Source organism: Paenibacillus tritici, from assembly GCF_018207515.1.
Taxonomy (GTDB): domain Bacteria; phylum Bacillota; class Bacilli; order Paenibacillales; family Paenibacillaceae; genus Paenibacillus_AQ; species Paenibacillus_AQ tritici.
The window spans coordinates 3074293-3094278 of sequence record NZ_CP073365.1 but is presented as its reverse complement, the minus strand read 5'-3'; the positions used below and the strand labels follow the sequence as shown (position 1 = coordinate 3094278).

At 53.9% G+C, this 19986-nt stretch carries 23 protein-coding genes; 4 read left to right on the top strand and 19 right to left on the bottom strand.

The window, feature by feature from the left end; translation table 11 throughout:
- Positions 1-5: 5 nt before the first annotated feature.
- On the bottom strand, positions 6-1040 hold the full coding sequence (locus KDC22_RS12865; protein WP_173125905.1) for an HD-GYP domain-containing protein: 1035 nt from the start codon (positions 1038-1040) through the stop codon (positions 6-8).
- Between the two features lie 298 nt (positions 1041-1338).
- Here KDC22_RS12865 and KDC22_RS12860 point away from each other — a divergent pair, with 298 nt between their 5' ends.
- Positions 1339-1644 carry a Dabb family protein gene (locus tag KDC22_RS12860; protein ID WP_216857082.1) on the top strand — a complete coding sequence of 102 codons (306 nt, stop codon included), beginning with the start codon at positions 1339-1341 and terminating at the stop codon, positions 1642-1644.
- 16 nt (positions 1645-1660) lie between these two features.
- Here the strand turns inward: KDC22_RS12860 and lepB are convergent, their stop codons facing one another.
- The 9 genes from lepB to KDC22_RS12815 form a co-directional block, all read right to left on the bottom strand.
- On the bottom strand, positions 1661-2158 hold the full coding sequence (gene lepB, locus KDC22_RS12855) for a signal peptidase I (RefSeq protein WP_211723305.1): 498 nt from the start codon (positions 2156-2158) through the stop codon (positions 1661-1663).
- Positions 2159-2184: 26 nt separating this feature from the next.
- Positions 2185-2586, bottom strand: a complete 402-nt coding sequence (locus tag KDC22_RS12850; RefSeq protein WP_211723304.1) for a DUF4265 domain-containing protein — start codon at positions 2584-2586, stop codon at positions 2185-2187.
- A 75-nt stretch (positions 2587-2661) separates the two neighbouring features.
- Positions 2662-3534 carry an SDR family oxidoreductase gene (locus KDC22_RS12845; protein WP_173125896.1) on the bottom strand — a complete coding sequence of 291 codons (873 nt, stop codon included), beginning with the start codon at positions 3532-3534 and terminating at the stop codon, positions 2662-2664.
- A 35-nt stretch (positions 3535-3569) separates the two neighbouring features.
- Positions 3570-4703: a GNAT family N-acetyltransferase gene (locus KDC22_RS12840; RefSeq protein ID WP_246553543.1), complete on the bottom strand. Its 1134-nt coding sequence runs from the start codon at positions 4701-4703 to the stop codon at positions 3570-3572.
- A gap of 8 nt (positions 4704-4711) precedes the next feature.
- Positions 4712-6019, bottom strand: a complete 1308-nt coding sequence (locus KDC22_RS12835; RefSeq protein WP_246553708.1) for a F390 synthetase-related protein — start codon at positions 6017-6019, stop codon at positions 4712-4714.
- 5 nt (positions 6020-6024) lie between these two features.
- Positions 6025-6879 (bottom strand): MBL fold metallo-hydrolase, encoded by an 855-nt coding sequence (locus KDC22_RS12830; protein WP_211723302.1) that lies wholly within the window; start codon positions 6877-6879, stop codon positions 6025-6027.
- Entirely contained in the window at positions 6876-7865 is a 990-nt protein-coding gene (locus tag KDC22_RS12825; RefSeq protein ID WP_211723301.1) for an NAD-dependent epimerase/dehydratase family protein, read from the bottom strand. Before KDC22_RS12825 ends, KDC22_RS12830 begins: the two co-directional genes overlap by 4 nt.
- Positions 7862-9073, bottom strand: a complete 1212-nt coding sequence (locus KDC22_RS12820; protein WP_211723300.1) for an ATP-grasp domain-containing protein — start codon at positions 9071-9073, stop codon at positions 7862-7864. The genes KDC22_RS12825 and KDC22_RS12820 overlap by 4 nt, the downstream gene beginning before the upstream one ends.
- Positions 9063-10064 (bottom strand): beta-ketoacyl-ACP synthase III, encoded by a 1002-nt coding sequence (locus KDC22_RS12815; RefSeq protein WP_211723299.1) that lies wholly within the window; start codon positions 10062-10064, stop codon positions 9063-9065. Before KDC22_RS12815 ends, KDC22_RS12820 begins: the two co-directional genes overlap by 11 nt.
- Before the next feature lie 400 nt (positions 10065-10464).
- On the opposite strand from KDC22_RS12815, the gene KDC22_RS12810 reads away from it, so the two are divergent.
- On the top strand, positions 10465-11205 hold the full coding sequence (locus tag KDC22_RS12810) for a hypothetical protein (RefSeq protein ID WP_211723298.1): 741 nt from the start codon (positions 10465-10467) through the stop codon (positions 11203-11205).
- 13 nt (positions 11206-11218) lie between these two features.
- On the opposite strand, the gene KDC22_RS12805 is transcribed toward KDC22_RS12810, so the two are convergent.
- From KDC22_RS12805 to KDC22_RS12780, 6 genes are all read right to left on the bottom strand, one after another.
- Positions 11219-12010, bottom strand: a complete 792-nt coding sequence (locus KDC22_RS12805) for a lipid II flippase Amj family protein (RefSeq protein WP_211723297.1) — start codon at positions 12008-12010, stop codon at positions 11219-11221.
- Positions 12011-12027: 17 nt separating this feature from the next.
- Positions 12028-12432, bottom strand: coding sequence for a ribosomal maturation YjgA family protein (locus KDC22_RS12800; protein ID WP_246553541.1), 405 nt, complete (start codon positions 12430-12432; stop codon positions 12028-12030).
- Between the two features lie 23 nt (positions 12433-12455).
- Positions 12456-12938, bottom strand: coding sequence for an NUDIX domain-containing protein (locus tag KDC22_RS12795; protein WP_211723296.1), 483 nt, complete (start codon positions 12936-12938; stop codon positions 12456-12458).
- Positions 12939-13397: 459 nt separating this feature from the next.
- Positions 13398-13982, bottom strand: a complete 585-nt coding sequence (locus KDC22_RS12790; RefSeq protein ID WP_211723295.1) for a putative ABC transporter permease — start codon at positions 13980-13982, stop codon at positions 13398-13400.
- Between the two features lie 521 nt (positions 13983-14503).
- Complete coding sequence (locus KDC22_RS12785) at positions 14504-14677, bottom strand: hypothetical protein (protein WP_173139976.1); 174 nt, start codon at positions 14675-14677, stop codon at positions 14504-14506.
- A 98-nt stretch (positions 14678-14775) separates the two neighbouring features.
- Entirely contained in the window at positions 14776-15678 is a 903-nt protein-coding gene (locus KDC22_RS12780; RefSeq protein ID WP_173139978.1) for an ArsR/SmtB family transcription factor, read from the bottom strand.
- A 150-nt stretch (positions 15679-15828) separates the two neighbouring features.
- Here KDC22_RS12780 and arfA point away from each other — a divergent pair, with 150 nt between their 5' ends.
- Entirely contained in the window at positions 15829-17337 is a 1509-nt protein-coding gene (gene arfA / locus KDC22_RS12775) for an arabinosylfuranosidase ArfA (RefSeq protein ID WP_211723294.1), read from the top strand.
- A 12-nt stretch (positions 17338-17349) separates the two neighbouring features.
- Here the strand turns inward: arfA and KDC22_RS12770 are convergent, their stop codons facing one another.
- The 3 genes from KDC22_RS12770 to KDC22_RS12760 form a co-directional block, all read right to left on the bottom strand.
- Complete coding sequence (locus KDC22_RS12770; RefSeq protein WP_173139982.1) at positions 17350-18039, bottom strand: LrgB family protein; 690 nt, start codon at positions 18037-18039, stop codon at positions 17350-17352.
- Entirely contained in the window at positions 18036-18452 is a 417-nt protein-coding gene (locus tag KDC22_RS12765; protein WP_173139983.1) for a CidA/LrgA family protein, read from the bottom strand. Before KDC22_RS12765 ends, KDC22_RS12770 begins: the two co-directional genes overlap by 4 nt.
- Before the next feature lie 247 nt (positions 18453-18699).
- Positions 18700-19386, bottom strand: a complete 687-nt coding sequence (locus tag KDC22_RS12760) for an NAD(P)H-dependent oxidoreductase (RefSeq protein ID WP_211723293.1) — start codon at positions 19384-19386, stop codon at positions 18700-18702.
- 152 nt (positions 19387-19538) lie between these two features.
- Here KDC22_RS12760 and KDC22_RS12755 point away from each other — a divergent pair, with 152 nt between their 5' ends.
- Complete coding sequence (locus KDC22_RS12755) at positions 19539-19925, top strand: winged helix-turn-helix transcriptional regulator (protein WP_211724025.1); 387 nt, start codon at positions 19539-19541, stop codon at positions 19923-19925.
- The last annotated feature ends 61 nt before the right edge of the window (positions 19926-19986 follow it).

Sequence of the window (19986 nt, the reverse complement as noted above, 5' to 3'; positions counted from 1 at the left end):
GTATATCAGTTAACGACTTCTTCTATGGACAAGCTGCGCTCACGCGACAAATCTCTGAAGCCTTCGCCCACTTTAACCAGCGGCTTGAACAGGTCCAGCGGGTTATTCATCACGATCATGCCGACTTCCCCGTTGCTGAGCTGGACATTCTTGCCGACGAAGCTGGGCAGCAAATGTCCGGTAAGCGCCTGCACCACCGTCTCGTTCAGCTTGCCGAAGCCCATCTCATGCACCTTACGCAGCACGGTAACCAGCCCCTGCTTGGGCCGGTTCGCAGTAGAAGTGGTCAGCGACATATAGATATTGGCTACTGAGACAATCTGTGCATAGGGGTGAATCTTTTGCTTGACCAGCTGGTTCGGATACCCTGAACCATCCTCATATTCATGATGCTGAAGGGCTACCAGCGCGGTAACCTCGTCCATTTGGGAGCCGCGGATCAGATCATAGCCATAGGAAGTGTGGCGTGCCAGCTCCTCCTTCTCGGATTCCGTCAGCGGACCCTGCTTGTTCAGAATCGACAGGGGCACCCGGCTTTTGCCGATATCATGCAGGTAACCCGCACGGCTGATCAGGTAACGCTCCTCCTTGGAGTACCCCATCCACGCGGCAATATAATAGGATAATAAGCCCACCTGTAAAGAGTGGTGATATGTATCAATGTCATCCCGGTCCAGCAGGAGCAGCAGGGAGACGACATCCTTTTGCCCGGCCAAGGTCTCCAGAAGCGGCTTCAGCGTATCATCCACTGCGGACTGCGAGAAGCTGCCCTTAGTCAGGGCTTCGAGAAAAATCCCCTCATAATTCAAAATGGCAAGATCAAAATCATCGTGCAGCCCGTGGCTGGGCTCTGGTGCGGCGTCCGGATGCAGCTCACTGCGCGGCTCGATATCCACATAGTGAATTTTATGCCGGATCAGGATACTAATTTCTTCGCGTTCTACACGAGTCCCCTTGGGGAGAACATGAAGACCTACACCGTTGAAAGTGTCTGCCATGAGACAATCACCGTGCTTCAGATCCGTGACATGTACTTTCAAGTTTCAGCACCCCTTTAGGAATATTCCGTAATTCTCCACTTGATCATAGTCAACAGACGGCAAAGTAACAATCCGGTGAAAGTCACAAACTCCCCGCAATCTAGTTCCAATGAATCCCTGTCTTTAGACGCCTTTCCATATTCTGTTCGGGGCCATTTGACAAATCTCTCGCCTTTCAGCCTAACTTCGTTGTCTTTCGTCCAGGTAATTAGCCGTTTCACGGGGTACTATTCCTACCAATGGACCATTGTAGTATAATCGCTTACATCAGTACACCACACCTTAGGGAGGAATCTATATGTATGAACATCTGGTTGTCTTCAGATTCAATGATCAGTATGAACCAAGTCGGGAAGAAGGCCTGTTAAGCACGCTGCGGGCGCTGAAGGGACAAATCCCAGGTATTGCAGACCTCACGGCAGGCGTTAATGTGACAGAGGAGACGGAGAATATCCACGGCTATACACTGGGGCTCCGCGTGACCTTCGAGGATCAGGAAGCCCTGCGCCAATACGGCCCGCATCCGGCCCATCAGCGTTTTGTGTCCATGCTGGAAGGAATTATAGAGAACGTTGTCGTCGTGGATTATCCGATTCTACCGTAGACTCTACCTGCTTACGCTAGAACAATTGATTCACATCGAACAGCACTTTGCCAATCAGCTGATCCTTGCCTACGAACGGGGTATCCCACAAATGCCCGTCAAAGCTGACGTTCCGGTTATCGCCCAGGAAAAAATAGTGGTCTGCGGGAACGGTGACCGGCCCGAAGGTATAGGTCATCGCTTCCTGGAGATACGGCTCGGCAATTTCCTCATGGTTGCGGTACAGGGTGCCCTCTTTGATCTCAATGGTATCTCCCGGCAGGCCGATCAGCCGTTTCACATATCTAGTATGCTCCTCACCCGTAACCGGCGGATGGAACACCACAATATCGCCGTGCTTGAGCGAGGAGTTCCAGAGCATTTTGTCCACAACCAGCCGGTCGTTAATCTCAATGGTCGGAATCATGGAGCCTGTGGGCACTCTCATTGCTTCAGCCACGTAAGTCCGGATAAACAGGGATAGAATAATACCGATCGCGATACTCGGCACCCATTGCTTCAGAAATTTTCTCATCGTGCTTCCACCTCGAATTCGTATAATTAGTCTTCAAAATGCTTAATAATCCGTGACATTTCCAGTTCCGCCTCCAGTGCAGCATGTTTGGGCAGATGAACGACCAGCAAACCGCCGAAGATCTGCTCCCATCTTCCCTCATGCTCCGTAACCCGTTCGGTGAAGCTCCGGATCTCCCTGGAAGCCGCCGCCTCTTTGCTGAGCAGCCAGGCATACCTGACAAGGCCCGATTTCTTCACCGTTTCAACATAATAGGCAATGCCCTCCTGTTCCCGCACTCTGATAATGTCACCAAGCCCGATCCCCGGGTTAAAAATCGGCGTTTCCTCCATCCGGTACGTATCCTTGGCAACCGGAGTCACATCCAGGACCTCAATCTCGCGGCCTTGCTCATCAAAGCAAATATGTAATTCAACCGTTCCCGGCAATGCATACACCCCTGTTCTGTTCTGCCATCTTATACAATACAACCATGCCGCTAAAACATCCCCGGTTGACGCTGCTCACTTCATCGCCCGCAGGGACTTCGAGATGATCCCCTCCAGCAGCTTCCAGGGAAGCAGGGCTTTGCCTAGAATCAGCACACGCGAGCCTCTGCCGACCGGATAACGTAATCTGGGCGCCCGCTTGGCTGTAATCCGTCCAATGAGCTCAGCTACCTCCTGCGGATCGGGAGCCGTCTCGGACGCCCGCCGGGAGTAACGCAGCACCTCTTCAAGCCGGGTCTGATAGGGAGAGCCTTCCCTGCTATGGATTCCGGCAATGCCTTTGCCCCAGATGGGCGTACGGAAGGAGCCGGGTTCAACCAGCACAACACGGACGCCAAAAGAAAGCATCTCCTGGCGCAGGCTCTCGCTGAAGCCCTCCACCGCAAACTTGGAGGCGGCATACGGGCCATATCCCGGGAACCCGGTCAGGCCGCTGACACTGCTCACGTTAATGATCAGACCGCTGCGCTGTTCCCGCATTAGGGGAAGCACGGCCTTCGTGACGGCAATCAGCCCGAAAAAATTCGTCTCCATCTGCCGCCGCCATTCCGCCATGCCCACTTCCTCCACAAACCCGCCTACGGCAAAGCCGGCGTTGTTCACCAGCACATCCACTCTGCCGAAGCGCCCAAGAATCGCTTGAAGGGCGGAAGCAATCGAGGCTTCATCCGTCACATCCAGCGTCATGAGATGAATGCGTTCCAGAACACCGGCTTGTTCAGCCTGCTGAAGCAGCTCAGTCTGGCGGCCGAGATCCCGCATAGTGGCAATTACCCGGTAGCCCCTGCGGGCCAGCGTAAGGGCTGTCAGCAGCCCGAACCCGCTGGAAGTCCCGGTGATCAGTGCGACTGGCTCATGATCGTCGGGCGGGCTTGAATTAGAGTTCATGCTGCACCTCCTTTAATTCATTCTACTTGACCTCATTATAACTTAAGCTTCTGAATCAGCGGCATGCCGATCCTCCGGAGCAGCAGCTCCAGCAGCGACCAGCCGCAGCGGTTCAGCAAGGAGGTCCCCCGGTCGTACACGGCAGAATATTCGGTTGCTCCTGCCGCTCCCCGGTTGCGCTTGAACTGGCCCACGCCGGAGCTCTCATGCAGCAATAATTCTCTGCTCGCGGCAAGCCCGATCAGTACGGCAGACAGCATACGGTAGAGTCCGAGAGACTGGGGCAGACCTGTATCATAACCGAACAAAGGCGCTGTCATCGCCCCCTCCCGCTCATAGAAGCCAAGTACCGCATCCAGCCGTCCTTCTCTGCGCAGGCCGTGGACCTTCAGTGTCCGCCGTTCCAGCGCCAGGGCGATGAAGGCTTCGGTAAACTGCGGATTGTGGGCCGAATATTTATCAATGTACAGCAGCCTGTACAGCTCCACGATCCGGGGAATGTCTTCCGGTGTGATCTCCTCGGGGGATACCTCGGTGTAACCGTGTTTCGCCAGCAGACTCCGGTCGCGTTTGACCAGCCATCTGGCTTTGGAGCCGGAGGTGTCCGGCTGGAGCAGGTAAATCTGCCGGCTGGGAACCAGCTTGCAGCCATACGCTTGCAGTCTGTCGATGAATTCTCCCGAAGTCTCGCGGCTCAGAGAACGGTACATTAAGGTATAACCCGGATAGGTGTGCCGCAGGTAATCCAAGATTTCGGTCAGCTGCTCTGCACTTAACGCAGGATACAGATTGGTGGACAGCAGCCAGTTGTTCACCTGAATCACCCGGTTGAAGCGGGCTTGTCTCAGCACCCGGCCGATCCCTGTGAGCATGAACGACAGCAGGCCTTCGAGCATACGGTTATTGAGCAGTGCCAGCTCCTCACGCGCATAGCTGACATAGTGGGTATACGGTGAGCACACATAGGAATTAGTATAGTCCGTCTCGTTCACCGTAATCGGAACAGGCAGACCATCGACAGTCAACACCTTAACTGTTGTACTCACATTGGCAATAAAAGGTTGCGCTCCCCGTTCCATCAGCGGCGTAAGATACTCCCTGGCATATTGCCCGTACTCCGTATCGGGCCAATCCAGCCGGGCAACGGAATCACTGTCATATTGAATCACTCTGCTCTTCAGAGCTTCCAGCCCCTCTCCACCCGGCGCAGCTTCAGCCTGCCCGGCACGAAGCTGTAGGCGCTGAACGTCAGAAGCGGGGGAGTACAGGACAGCCTGTTGAACAGGCGTGTCAGTTCGTCCGCAATCTGCCGCTCCGTATCTTCATTGCTGCCGGGCCGCGTGCGGTACGAAATCTCCAGCTCCTGCGGGCTGTGCTGAATCGCCCTGTAATGCTCAATCTCTGCCGAAGCCGCCAGCACAGCCCGGGTAATGAAATCCGGGAACACTGTGACCAGATGGCCGTCAGAGACATGCGGCAGATACAGGATATCATCACAGCGGCCCTCAATCCGCTCAATGGCCGTATATAACGATCCGCAGGGACACGGCTCCGCCGCCTCGGTCAGAATATCATTCAGCCGGTAGCGGATGATGGGCTGCACGGTTCTGGAGAAATCAGTCACGACCGGCACGAAGCGGCGGGATTCCCCGTCCAGCACTTCTTTGTCAATATGTACAATGTCTTCATTGAGATGCAGCGTCCCGTGACTGCAGGTTGAACCCAGGAACCCTTCGGTGCACTGATAGGCCTGATGTACCTTCTGCCCGAAGGTCTGCTCAATATGCTGCCGGTCCAGCGGGTCGAGCACTTCCGCAACGGCAATCATTCTGCGCGGCATCAGATTCAAGCTGCCAGATTGCTGAGCCTCGGCCAGCAGACGCAGCATGGAAGGCGGGGCAATCCAGATATCCGGCTGGTATTCCTTCATACGGGCCAAGAGCTGCGGAAGCGGCTCCAGCAGATCGAAATATCGGAACTGCAGCCGTCCCTGCTTCACAGATTCATACAGATTGCTGTTCGCCCGCAGGAAAAAAGCAATCCTCGCCCGCTTCCACAGTCCTCCCGGCAGAAGCTTCGCCAGCACGGTACCGGTCCAGGCTGCCTGTTCTTCTTCTCCGACCAGAAAAATCCCCCGGTTCCCGGAGGTTCCCGAAGACAACCCGACGGTCACGCCTTGCAGTGTAGGCTTGAAATCCCTGCTGTTCTCGGCTTCATAGGCCTCGGCAAAGGCCTGCTCCTTCGTAATGCCTGCCGTATTGAGTTCATCGAAATTCTCCATCATCCGGGACTTCTCAATGATGGGGAAGCTGCGCCATTCTGCTGAAGAGATATCTGCCCATAGCTCCCTGTAGAATTTGGAATGCAGCCGCACCTTGTCCACTTGACGCCGGATACGCTCCTCCTGCCAGCGTTCCAGCTCGGTCCGGTTCTTCCAGCGTCTGCACCACCGGGTAAGAATATAGTGGGTAATCACCAGTCTCATCCGCTTCATTTCACACTTCCTGTTCCCCAGAGCGCGAGCGCCTCGCGGCAATGGCTGGGCACAATCCGCAGTGCCGGAAGCTGTTCATGGATCCGGCGCAGCCGCTCGAAATTGTGGTTGTACTCCGCCCGGCTGGACATAATCAATCCGGCCGCCGGGTGCGGCTTGCGGTTCTCCCGGAAAGCCCGGCTGGACCAGACCGTATCTGCGCAGAGCAGATAATCATGCTCGGCGGTCGATACGAATAGGCCGATCATTCCTGCGGCATGGCCCGACAGCTCTACGGCCAGCAGGCTGCCGTCTCCCAGCAGATCATAAGCCTCTGTGAACGGAAGCCCTTCCGGCAGCGGACGCATCGCCGAATATTCATCCAGCGGCAATGAACGCAGATTGAAGTCATCCGGCAGCAGCCCCGGGAGGAATCCAGCCTTCGTCGCCCGGACCGGCCCCAGTCTGCTTACAGCATCGTAAGACTTCCGCAGATAAATAAACTGCGCCTGCGGGAAATCCCGTACACCGCCGATATGGTCGGCATGGAAGTGCGACAGCACTATATAACGCACCTCTCCCGGTGTGATCCCGCCTTCCTCTAACCGGCGGGCTGCACTCTCTTCGTCCCGGTAGACTACCGGAGTGATCTTACGGTATAGCAAGGCAGGCAGACTCGCCGTCTCCCGGAAGAATCGCGCGCTATAGCCGGTGTCGAACAGGATCGGCCCGTACTTCGGATGCCGGATCAGGGCGTACCCTGCCGGAAAGGCCACCGGCTTAAGCGAGCCGCCCCGCAGTGTCAGCAGCTCGGGATGCAGGCAATAGCCCGCTGACAACAGGGATAATCCAACTGGAACTTCTGTAATCATGGCTGTTCCCTCCACCATTCTGCGAAGGCATGAAGCCCCTCGTCTGTTGTTATTCGCGGATGATAACCCAATTGCTCCCGTGCCAGTGAGATATCCAGTGTCTGCGATATACCGAGCGCGGCAGCAGAATAACGGGTAAGCAGCGGCTCACCCAGAACAGGCAGCACCCTGTGGATGCCCTCCATCATTGCCGCTGCGGTATAAGCAACGGGATAAGGCAGCCGCCTGGTGTGCAGCGGAAGCTCCAGCAGTGAGAACAATCTTGTGATCAGCTCGCTGAACATCAGCGGCTCACCATTGGTAATATTGTAGGCTCTACCCGAAGCTGAGAGCGGAGCTTCACAGCAGAGCAGCATGGCATCGACTACATTCTCTACACAGGTGAGATCAATCTTTGCCCTTCCGCCGTTCATCAGCGGAACACCCTTGCTCTTATTCGCCGCCAGCAGCCGGGGGAATAACGCATTGTCCATAGGGCCGAATATGGCTCTGGGCCGGAGCATGAAGGATGGAAGCCCCTCTCTGGAAGCCTGCCCGACTACCTGCTCGGCGATAAGCTTCGTTGCGGCGTATCCGTTGGCAGGCCGCTTGGGCAGCGGATCACTCTCCCGGATGGCGAAGCGGTGCTGCTGGCTGGAATACACACTGGGCGTCGAAATATGAACCAGCCTGCCCACGCCATGCCGCCTGCACCCTTCTACGATATGTCTGGTCGCCTCCACATTGCAGGTGTAGAAATCCTTGTACTTCCCCCAGGGTGATGACAATGCTGCACAATGGAACACAACATCCATTCCCCGGCAAAAGCGCCCGCTCTCCGCCTCGCGCAGATCCCCGGCCAGGAACTCCACTCCCTCCTGCCCAAGCTGCTTCCCCAGCTCCAGGTTGCGTCCCTGCCCGTAGACCTCCCAGCCCATCCGGGCCAGCCTGCGGGCCGTGTGCCGGCCAAGAAATCCGGTTGCGCCTGTTACCAGTGCTTTTGTCATGCTTCACCATTCCATTCTATATCTTCAGTCAGCGCCTCTGTAATAGAGATACGGCACCGCACCGCTGTCTTGCAGGCAGCGTATACTACACGGAACTGCTCAAGGAAAGGACGGTGATCGCCCTTGCGGCAGATCACATCCTCTCCTGCAAGCAGTGCCTGCCGCCAATTCCCCCACTCCCCGGGTCTCAGCTTCAGTACGCAGCCCAGCATGGGCAGCGTCAGCATAGCCTTCCGGGCCGAACGCGGAACAAGGACTGCCCCGCTCTTCACCAGCGGACCGGGATTCAGCAGAGCCTCCGTCAGGCCGTCCTCCGGAGTGAACAGGTGAATACCGCTTGTCGCGCGCGGATTGCATTCAATCGGATAAAGGGTACCGTTCTCAGGTTCAATGAAATCGAACCCGATCTGGCCGCTGAAGCCTGTTGCCCGGGCGAACCGCTGCACCCAATCCAGGGACGCCGGATGCTCAAGAGACTCAAAATATACACTGGCACCGCTCCGGCCCGTCCTGTACCTGCTGTCATAAGCGGCATGTGCCACCACTGAACCTTCATGAACGATGCTGTACGTACAAATGGCAGTGCCTTCGATGTACTGCTGTGACACCCAAGGCGCATCTGCCGAAATACCGGCCGGAGGCTTGATTCCTCCCTGGCTGACGCTGGGGAAGGCGGCGGATTCCTTCGCGGGAAGAATCACTTTGGAAGCAAACCGGGAGTATGCTGGCTTGTAGACCCGCTGCTCACCGTTTGCGGCCGCCTGCTCCGCGGCTCTCTGCCACTCCGCAGCACTGCTGATCAGCTCCGTATCCGGGACAGCGAATCCGAGGGAACGGACCCGGTCAATGAACTCCCCCTTATGATGCAGCCCGGCCAGAATGCTCCGGTCTGCCGCAAGCACCCGGCACCCCGTTAAGCGCTCAAGACCGGCAGCAATATAGAAGATCTCTTCACAGGTCGGGATTAGGCAGTGAATGTCCAGTTCTTCCGTTAATGCAGCCAGCCGCCGGACATAAGCCTGCGGCTGATGCCTGGGAGAAGGTACCCGGAAGCTGGCCTCGACGGCAGAGGAACCCCGGCACAGATGATATTCGGTGCTTTCCGCTACATATACCCGGTGGCCTGCCGACTTGAACAGCCTTGCCAGCTCCAGTGCCACCGGGGCGCGTCCGCCGGTAATCAGAATATTCCGGGCCTCAGTAATCAATAATCATGCCTCCCAGAGACAGCCCGGCTGCTGTACCAATCAGCATGATCCGGTCTCCGCGAGTAATCCGGCCCTGCCGGATGGCTTCATGCAGCCCCATCGGTATGGATGCTGCAATCGTATTGCCGTGACCGGCGGTATTGTCGAGGAAGCGTTCCTCGGCGATGCCCAGCTTTTTGCGCAGAAGCCGCATGGCCATTGCACTGCCCTGATGAGGAATCACCAGCGAGAAGTCATCCATCTGATTCCCCGCAGCCGTCAGCATTTCATTAATGAAATCCGGAAGCAGCTTGGAGGCCTTGCGGAAGATTGCCTGTCCGTCCATATGGAATAAATAAGGTGCAGCATTCTCAGCGGTGAATTTCTGGGGATGCAGCCTGGTGCCGCCCCCGGCGATCTCTGAATAACGTGCACCGCTGCTGTAGGTTTTGAGCGAAGCATGGATAATCCGTGAGGATTCTCCGGTCTCTGCAGGACCAATAACCACCGCCGCCGCTCCGTCGCCGAATAATGCCGAGCTCTCCTTATCCTGCCAGTTCAGCCCCCCGGAGGCAATTTCAGCGGAGACCAGCAGCACATTCCTGTACCTTCCCGCTTCCACCATGTAGGACATCACATCAAGACCCACCAGAAAACTGAGGCAGGTGGCATCAATATCAAAAGCCGGAACACCGGAATCCGCCTGTCCCATGGCTTGCTGAATGAACACTGCGGTACTCGGGAGCGGCTGCTCCTTGGTTCCGCTTGTGCAGACCAGGCAATCAATCTCATCAAAGCTTAAGCCTGCAGCGGCGAGCGCCGCTTCTGCCGCTCTTGCGCCCATCATGGAGGCTGTTTCGTCTGCTCCGGCATAATGACGGATGCCAACGCCGGTTATTTTATTAACCCAGCCCGGAGTTGTGCCGAGGATCTGGTCAAGCTCAGCATCACTAACCTCACGTTCCGGTAAATACTTACCTGTTCCTTTGATTTTCACATGTCTAAGCTGCATTGTGCATCCCCTATTCCTGTGAGTACCTAGATGTCGGACTTAATATAATTGTAAACTATAGATATATTCTACTAGATTTTCTGGCCAAGTCATACCCAAAAAGAAGAGATTCATCCCAGGCAAGCGAACTAATGTTCCTTAATTCTATTGACTCTGAAGAATTGACAGGGTATAGTAAATGAACAATAACACACGTTAAGCGGGAGAAGCACCTCGCAGGACCGGCATTTCATGCCTGTCTTGGAGGTGCTTCTTTGTGTTTATTGCCTGGTTATTACCAAATTAACAATAATAGGAGCTGAACGCAATGTTAAAATTCACAGGCTGCACAAGGTTGAAAGGTTGTCATGGCTTTCGAGGTTTCACAGGTTGCTCTGGGGGGTCTGTAAGGAGAATCGCAGTGGTATTGATCCTGTTGCTGCTCTGGAGCAGTCCCTTGTCCAGTGTCTCGGCCGCTTCCGAATGGGATTCCGCTCTGGACGAGATCCATAATCTGTACACAGACTACACCGGGTTGCAGACATTACTGAAGTCCGACATTCAGCGGAATCAGGAATTGCGTAAGCAGAACAATACTGCGCTTGCCGCCGTGAACAAGCGGCTTCAAGCCACAGACGCGCTCCAGCTCGGCAGGCTGCGGACTACGGCGGAAGCGATGCGGAAGAAACACGCCCCGCTGCTGGAACAATACACCTCTCTCGGCAAACAAATTACCGCTGCCCGCAAAGCCAACAATCTGAAGAGTGCGGCGCTACTTGAGATCAAGCGCAACAAGCTTAAGGCTGGCGCAGTGGCAGCACGGGCGGAAGTGAAGACCGCCACCTCGGCCTTGGCAGAAGCCAAGGCACTTACAGCAGCCCGTAACAAGCCTGCTAAGGACGCCCTTGCACCAGTCGCAAAGCTCAAGAAGCAAATCGCCGCCCAGAACAAACTGTTCTCCCCTGCGCAAGCGGATAGAAGCGAGGCTGATAAACGCTACAAAGCCGCTGTCAAGGCGGGAGATGCCACCGGGGCCGCGGCTGCGATGAAGCTCTCTTATACCAGGATGCAGGAGATCCGCACAATGGTTGGACAGATGTACGGCTGGGAGCAGCAGATCAGCACAGCTCTCCGTGCTGCGGAGCTGAAGCTGCCGAAATAACGTACCCTGAAGCTCAGAGCAGCTTCACAAGTCCGGTGATGATATGGGCTCCTGGTACCAGCAGGGCTTGACCCAGCAAAGACCCCAGGAAGCGTGAACCCATCAGCAGAACATAAATTTTGCCGAGCTGATCACGGTATTCCACGTTTTCCGTCGCCTTGTGGGTAATAATCCCGAGCTGCGGATCAATGAACACCGTCAGCAGGATGGTCGCTACTCCGTTGATCAGGCCCGATGCCTGAGAAGCGGTTGTACTGAATTCAGGCAACAGCTTGGCTGCATACATTGAGGATAATACACCTACCGTATAGAAGGCCGTCACGAAGATATTCATCACAATGAACCGCTTCGGAATGCCCAGATAGCGGAAGCTGCGCAGTCTCACCTTTGGCCTGCGGATATATTTGCGCGTATTCTTGAGCTGGCCGACCGTTACACTGGTCAGAAGCTTCGGGATCGAGCCTTCGACCTCCAGCTTTGAGATAATCCTTCCGGACAGTCCGACGAAGGTGGGGAACAAGGCGATGGCAATCAAGGTGCCCAGTGATGAAGCCAGCATAATAATCCGCAGATAGTTGAGTAACGGGAAGCTGTTGTCTATTTTGGCTATGTCTACGAACTTGGCCGTTAAGGGGCCCTGGATCATATTTGCCGTTCTGGATACCAGTACGATAATTCCGGTAAGAGATAAGGCGATGGCAATCTTGTTCAGCTTCACTCCGGCAAACCGCACCGAATACGACAAGGTCTCTGCCGTGTGAATAACCAGAGTCAACAGGCATACCACTATTAAACTGTTCGTCATTTGCAGCTGCTCATCTCCTATATCTTCCGGAATCGGTTACATAAGATTCGGTCAATCCAGTAGCAGAACAAAATTCCGGCTGTATACCGGACCAGATCTATCAACAGGAAGCCCTGGCCCAGAATCAACCCGCCTGCGGTTGTAGCACGCACATCCAGAACCCATTCCGTCTGATAGAGCTGGCTGAACTCTATTCCGAAGCTGAAGCCCAGGCTGAGTACAAGTGACATCCACAGCGGGCGCCGGGTGAGCAGCATACGGGAACCAAAATAAATCATCCCTGCCCAGAGTGCATCACCAAAATGTTCGCTGACAAAGCCCGGCAGATGGTTACCGTATGCCCTTGTCCCGAGGCCCAGTATGACAGCCAGCAGTACTGCACTGCAGTAGATCAGCTTGGATCTTATTACCTGATTTCGCAATGAGATTACTCCTTCATGTGTTGCTAATTATTCTCGAATATAACCTTTCGTGGAGCAGCAGCCTCCCGTACGAACAGCTTCGGAGGATACGGAATGGTCAGCTCGGGCAGCTCATCTTCCTTGAAGAACTTCAGTTCTTCCGCTTCCCCGTCCATACTTCTAAGCTGGCCTTTCACAATGATGCACTCAAACACAATGGCCATGTATTCAACCTGATCACCATTGCTATACTCATATCTGTATTTTCCGCCGCCAAACACGCCGATAATCTGCTCAGGCGTAACCATTAAGCCAGTCTCTTCAAACACTTCTCTGCGCAGCGCTCTGGATGGGGTCTCCCCCAGTTCAACGGCTCCTGCCGGCAAGCCCCATAGAGTCTCATCCTTCTTGCGGATCAGCAGAATTCTGTCCTGTTCATCCCGCACTACAGCCGCAACAGACGGCATCATCAACAACCCGTTGCCGGTTTTTTCGCGCAGCTCACGGTAATATTCAGACATTGGCATGAAGCTTCCTCCTAACTTGTGGTTCAAGATTTATATAAGGCGCACTTAAGATTTGAACATGAAGCTTCGTCGTCACTGCGGTGAACATTTGGACTTTCGGCCGCTGTTGTCCCCAGATTTCTTGATTAATACCGCTCTTCGCGGGTGAAATCCGGTGACAAAGGCGGTCGCTACCGCTCCTACAGTTCCAAATTTCCCCTCCGCTTCTTTTGCTTTTTGTTTCTTTCTTTAGTGCTTCTTGCTTAATTCTATGTAACCTTTCTCTGTTTCTGTCCAACTTCAGCTTATGCTTCTATATAGCTCTATATTTGACACCGTTGTATGGTATTCCTTGTTGATATTTAAATCCAGAACGACAGCACTGAACGCCCAAAAATACCTCCAGCCTAAATGGCAGAGGTGTCTTCGGGTTTTTCTTATTTACTTTTAGTATTTACGCTGTATCAGTATTCACATGCTTTAACCTTCGCCAAGCTCCAGCGGCTCCACCAGCTCCAGCGATTTCAGCCCGCGCCGCCGGGTCCGGCAGGTCCACAGCAGATCTGCCGAGAATAGCAGAATGACCAGGGGAAGCACGGGTATCCATGCCTGCTGGACATGCAGATACAGGAAGTGGACCAAGGGCTGTAAGCCGTACATACAAGCGACTGAGAGTCCCCACCAATAGAGCGAGAATTTCAGGCAAATATGTCCCTGCAGCTGGTACGGCATTCCCGAATAATCCCACCACTGCTTACGAAAAATCCCTTTGAGCAGCCAGCCGCTGACAAACTCAACCGCCGACGGAACAATTAGTGCAAGCAGCAAAAGCAATGGAAAGGGAAGACTGATAGCCTGTGCCGTAAGCAGCAATAGCGGCGCACAGCCATACATGGGTTTGAATGGCCCCTTCAGGAAGCCTTCTTTGCGGAAGGTTCCCGTGCTGTACAGGTTATAGCTGCCCTCAAGAACCCAGCCCAGAAACGAATATACGGTGAAATAGAACAGATATGGGCTTGCGGCAGCCATGGCATTATAACTATTGTGCAAAAGTAACGGTGTCATCGTAGTCGTCCCGCCTCCAGCCCCATTTATTTACCAATTGGAGCTAGTATGCCTCAGCGGTCCAGAGATTATGAGGGCAATACCCGGGTGGCCGAACGCAACCAGCAAGTGGAAAAATGCAGCTTAATTCGCCGCTATTGGCGGAAATAAAGGAAGCAAGTGGAAAAACAGCATCTAATTCGGTTAGTTTTCGTTACTGGGGGTGAAACGGGCGTATTTAAGTGCTGTTTTTCCAACTGCTTCCCTGACAACTTTCATTCGCTTCCTAGCAAGTGGACAAAATCCACCTACTACCGGTCCACCTACTACCGCTCCTCATCCCATCTGTCTTTGTCCTCACCGTCTATCTCACCTCTATCCCATCTGCATGGTCCTCACCTCTATCTCCTCTGCGTTGTCCCGACCTTCATCTCACCTGCATTGTCCTGACCGTTACTTCACCGGATGGATCGAAGAACAAAGACAAAAAGACTGTCCCCATAGGAACAGTCTCCGTCTCAGGCCAACCTTCTTATTACTCCCTAATTCTTCGGAAGCGGGTCAGGATGGGCGGATTCCGCCGGTTTGGCTACCCAATCATCGGCTTCCGGTTCAATATCCACACCATTCTCCATCTTTTTACGTTCCGCAAGAGAATCACCGTCTTTATTCTCTTTGTTGCGGAGGTCTGCTTCATTTTGAGTATGATCTGACATGTGAACTCCTCCTTATGCAAGTTGTGCAAGGTTTGGGACTACTTAGTTATAGTTACCCATAGTCCTCTTTTGCAAACATTACATTTCACAGGGGCCCATTATTCGTAATACACACGAAATACAATATCCTGCTCGTAATTCCCGAAGCCGCGCCCGTACAAGGTTAAGCCGCCCCGCCTTCGGGTGGTGTCTTCTGCCGTGAACCGGAAGCTCCACTGATCGCGCTGCCATCCTACTTCATCTATGGTAACTGCGGATATCTGCTGGCCGTCTATATAAGTTCCTCCTGCATTAATCCTCAGCACCTTCAGCAGGCCATACTGGTTCACATCCGAATTCCACCAGGCCGGGGTCAGCCGGCCTCTCATTACGCCGAAATCGCCGGGACTGGTCCATTTGCCAAGCGGGATGCCGTTCATCATAAAAGAAATATCCGAAGGCCACTTCTCGTTGACACTCGGTGCTTCCGAGCCGATCTCCATCGAAATCTCAATCTCCTGCACCGTCTGATCCAGGAACAGATAATTCGGAACCTTGTATTCAGCGTACCCTTTGGCGAACCAGAGAATGCCGGCATCCACCCGTTCCGGGTCCAGGAAATAACGCGGGTCGTCATAATACCCGATAAGCTTCTCGGTTGTGGCAATGCCGCAGGTCGGTGAAGCCTCCAGATCCGTATAATGTCCGACAGGCACAGAGACCTCGACTACCTTGCGGGCAATCCCTTTGGCGCCGGATAATTTAATCTGCAGAAAATTAGCGGAAAGGGAGCAGAATTTATAGGTTCCCCCATCAATCCGCTTCATCTGGGAGCTGACAATGCCTGCCTTCTGAAGCTTGGCTACATGTGAGCTGACAATGGCACTGCTGAGATACAGCCTGGCGGCAATCTCCTTAATATGCATCTCTTGGACGCTGAGCAGGTCGATAATCCTGAGCCGCACTTCACTGGCAAGTGCTTCATAGACCTTCAGCGATTCGGAATCCGTTGTTAAATACATTAAGCTGCCCTCCGCGCTCTTTGAATTAGTTATTTCATTAATCCTGAAATTAGTTATTGCTTAGTATGTCCCGTAATCCGTATTATGTAATCATAATCGAGCCTAACCAATTAACCATTACATTAATCAAGCATAAAGGAGATTCCCTCTATGAGCATTCCATCCAAAATGATTATCGACAAGGACTTCAAGCTGGCCGAGGTGGACCCAAGGCTGTATGGTTCATTCATTGAACATCTGGGCCGGGCCGTGTACGGCGGAATTTATGAGCCGGGGCATCCAACTGCAGACGCTAACGGCTTTCGCGGAGATACGCTTCAGGCCATCAAGGCGCTGAATGTGCCGATCATCCGTTATCCTGGAGGCAACTTCGTATCCGGCTATAACTGGGAAGACGGTGTCGGGCCTAAGGAAGAACGGAAGCGCTCTCTTGAACTTGCCTGGTGGGTTACTGAGACTAACCAGGTAGGCACGAATGAATTCGCCGACTGGGCCAAGCTGGCCGGTTCCGAAGTGATGATGGCCGTCAATCTGGGCACACGCGGTATCGACGCTGCAAGGAATCTGGTCGAATACTGCAACCACCCCTCCGGTTCTTATTGGAGTGACCTGCGCATCTCCCATGGATATCAGGCTCCCCATAACTTCCGTACCTGGTGTCTGGGCAATGAAATGGACGGCCCGTGGCAGATTGGAGCCAAAACTGCCGTTGAATATGGGCGTCTAGCCAATGAAACCGCCAAAGCCATGCGCTGGGTCGACCCTTCCCTGGAGCTTGTGGCCTGCGGGAGCTCGGGCAGCAATATGAGCACTTTTGCCGAATGGGAAGCCACCGTACTGGATCTCACTTACGAGAATGTCGATTTCCTCTCGCTGCATACCTATTACAACAATAATAATGGAGATACAGCGAATTTCCTGGCCCAATCTCTCGATATGGATCAGTTCATCGACAGCGTAGCAGCAGTATGTGATTATATCAAGGCTAAGAAGAAAAGCAAGAAAAAGATTTATCTGTCGCTGGATGAATGGAATGTGTGGAAATCACAGGGCTCAAGCCGCGCGGAGCAGCATTGGCAGATTGCACCGCCTGAATTCGAGGATGTCTATACGCTGGAGGATGCGCTGGTGGTCGGCTGCTGCCTGATCAGCCTGCTTAAGCATGCAGACCGGGTCAAAATGGCCTGTATCGCCCAGCTGATCAATGTCATTGCACCGATTATGACGGAGAACGGCGGCCCGCTATGGCTTCAGACCACGTATTATCCTTATATGCACGCCTCTGTCTATGGCCGGGGAACCGTGCTTCACCCACTGATCACAAGTCCGAAATATGATTCCAGGGATTTCACCGACGTTCCTTATCTGGAAGCTGTCAGTGTATATAATGAGGAATTGAACGAGGTTACTGTGTTTGCCGTCAACCGCCATCTGAGCGAAGGCCTGGACCTGGCTGTCGATCTGCGGAGCTTCGGAGCCGTAGAGGTCCTTCAGCATACCATCCTTGAGAATGAAGATCTTCAAGCGGCGAATACCCGCTCTAATCCGGCGAATGTGCTTCCGCATAACCGCGGAACGGCAGCCGCAGACGGCGGACGGGTAGCCGCCCTGCTTCCGGCCGCGTCCTGGAATGTGATCCGTCTGCGCGTGAACGGCTGAGATATGGCATGGCTAATGGTACATGATCCAGGCGACGAGCGGTCCGGCAATGGAGCCGACAATGGCACACACGGTCATGGCTACAGAACTCATGGATACGGATTCCTCGCCGTATTCCAGGGCTTTGGCTGTGCCGAGGGCATGGGAAGCCGTTCCCAGACCAATGCCGATTCCCGACTCTCCGCGGATTCTGAACAGCTTGATGATATAGGGGCCGCCGATCGCCCCGGTGAATCCGGCAATCATCACGAACACGGAGGTCAGCGATGAGTCTCCGCCGAGATCGCTGGAGATCTGGATCGCAACAGCGGTGGTAATCGACTTGGGCAGGATAGACAGCACATACAGCTTGGAGAAGCCGAGACCGGCGGCCATCAGCAGTCCGCTGAACATTCCGACCAGTAGACCCGTAACCGTTCCGCCAAGAATGGCAGGGAGATTCTTCCACAGCACATGCCGCTGTTTGTATAAAGGATAGGCCAGCGATACCACTGCCGGTCCAAGCAGGCGGTTAATCCAGTCGCCGCCGATCATATAAGTCTCATACGAGATCTGGAAGCCCATAAGCAGCACGACAACCGTGAACGTTGCGGTCAGTGCAGGCAGCAGGACAGGAAGACGGTAGCGTTTGTACAGCATGGACATGAGCAGATAGATCAGAACGTTCATGAGTACGAAACCAATAGCCAGCAGAGCCCTCATGCTTCCTTCCCCTTCCCTTGAAGATTGCGTGCCCGGTTCGTCCGGCGTGTTAGCCGTTTGACGCTGCGGCTGGCAATCCACTCGCTGGAATGGGCCGTCACCACCATGGTCAGCACACTGCTGATCACGAGAATGCCGATCAGGAGCAGCCCTCTTCCGCTGAAGATATCCAGATGGTTCATAATGCCTGCGGTTGCCGGGATGAAGAACATGGGCAGATAGGCCAGTATAAAAGACGAGCCGTTCTCTATAAGCTTGACGGGAACGATCTTCACGAGCAGCAGCACAAAGAGCAGCAAGAGTCCTACGATACTGCCCGGAATGGGCAGATGCAGCAGCTTTTGCAGATATTCTCCGGCCAGGAAGAACACATACAGCAAACAGACTTCAGCGATAACACGGATGATTTTCATAATGCAGGAATCCCTTCAATCTTGAGTTGACGGTCACAAGCAGCCTCTTACAGGTCACAGCCGACCCCTTAAGCGTATCAGAATTTTCAGTAAATTTTCAATCTTTTTTCGACGCTTCTATGTACTTTCATGTAAAACTTAAAATTCTTATATTCCAAGCATAAACGGATGATGCCCTAAGGACAACATCCGTTTTTGTTAAGCTTCAGATCATGCTCTACGGCGATAGGATAGGAAGTGATTGCCGTTAGACCCACTCCACCACCTGCGCAGCGGTTTGCCGGGTTTTGGCACGGGGTTCCCCGGCCCGGTAGCCGAAGGCAGCCATGCAGGCGATTCCGAAATGCTCAGGGTCCATAATCCCCTCGTCAGCCAGAACCTGCTCGATCTTCTGCTTATCGAAGCCTTCAATCGGACAGGAGTCAATGCCAATCAGCGCCGCTGCGGTCATCATATTGCCGAGAGGCAGGTAAGTCTGGCGCACCCCCCATTCAAACATCGCCCGTTCATTACCCTCCAGTTCGAAATCGGATTTCAGGAAGCCATCATAGACCCGGCTCTTCCCCTCGGCAATCTCAGGGGGCAGCTTCTGTACCTCACGCATCATGCCTTGAATATAGTCTGAGCCTGCGGCCATATCACGGGGCTGTCTTGCCAGAATCAGCAGGAAATGGCTTGCTGTCGGAAGCTGTTTCTGAGCGCCCCAGGCATAGGGAAGCAGCTTTTGACGGACACCGGGATTCTGAACCACCACGAACTTCCATGGCTCGAAACCAAATGAACTTGGAGACAGACGTCCCGTTTCCAGGATGAAGCCGAAATCCTCTTCACTGATCCTCCTGCTGCTGTCGAACACTTTGGTCGCATGTCTGTACTTATAGGCGGCCAGGATTTGCTGTTTGTCCAATGCCGGTATTGTGCTTGTGTTATCCATATTAGGCACTCCCTTTCCGTATCTATCCTTCATATTCAGGAATTGACGTTATCCTGCTTTCATGCTTATAGTAATGGATGAACAGCATTTATAGAAGTACGCACATTTTTGTTATGTAGTATACAAAATGATACTAAGGAGCGTGATCCATGATGCGCGACCGCAAAGGCGGTTTTGGCTCCTGCCAGGATGGCGAGGGGCCAGCCTGCCCTGTAGAATTCACGCTTGATGTCATCGGCGGCAAATGGAAGGGCGTTCTGTTATACCACATGATGGATTCCGCCAAAAGGTTCAATGAATTCCGCCGGATCTGCCCTGGCATCACCCAGCGTATGCTGACCCTGCAGCTCCGTGAGCTGGAGGAAGACGGCGTGGTCCACCGCGAGGTGTATCACCAGGTGCCGCCCAAAGTCGAGTATTCCCTGACCGAATTCGGCCGGACTCTGATTCCGATCATCAAGCTGATGAGAGATTGGGGGCTGGAGTACCAGGCGATGCAGCAGACTCCAGGCAGCCACTCCCTGGGTGTGGAGGGTTAGCCGCAGACGCAGAATAAGGATGCAGCAAACCGCCGCATCCTTATTCTGTGGTCATGTATTC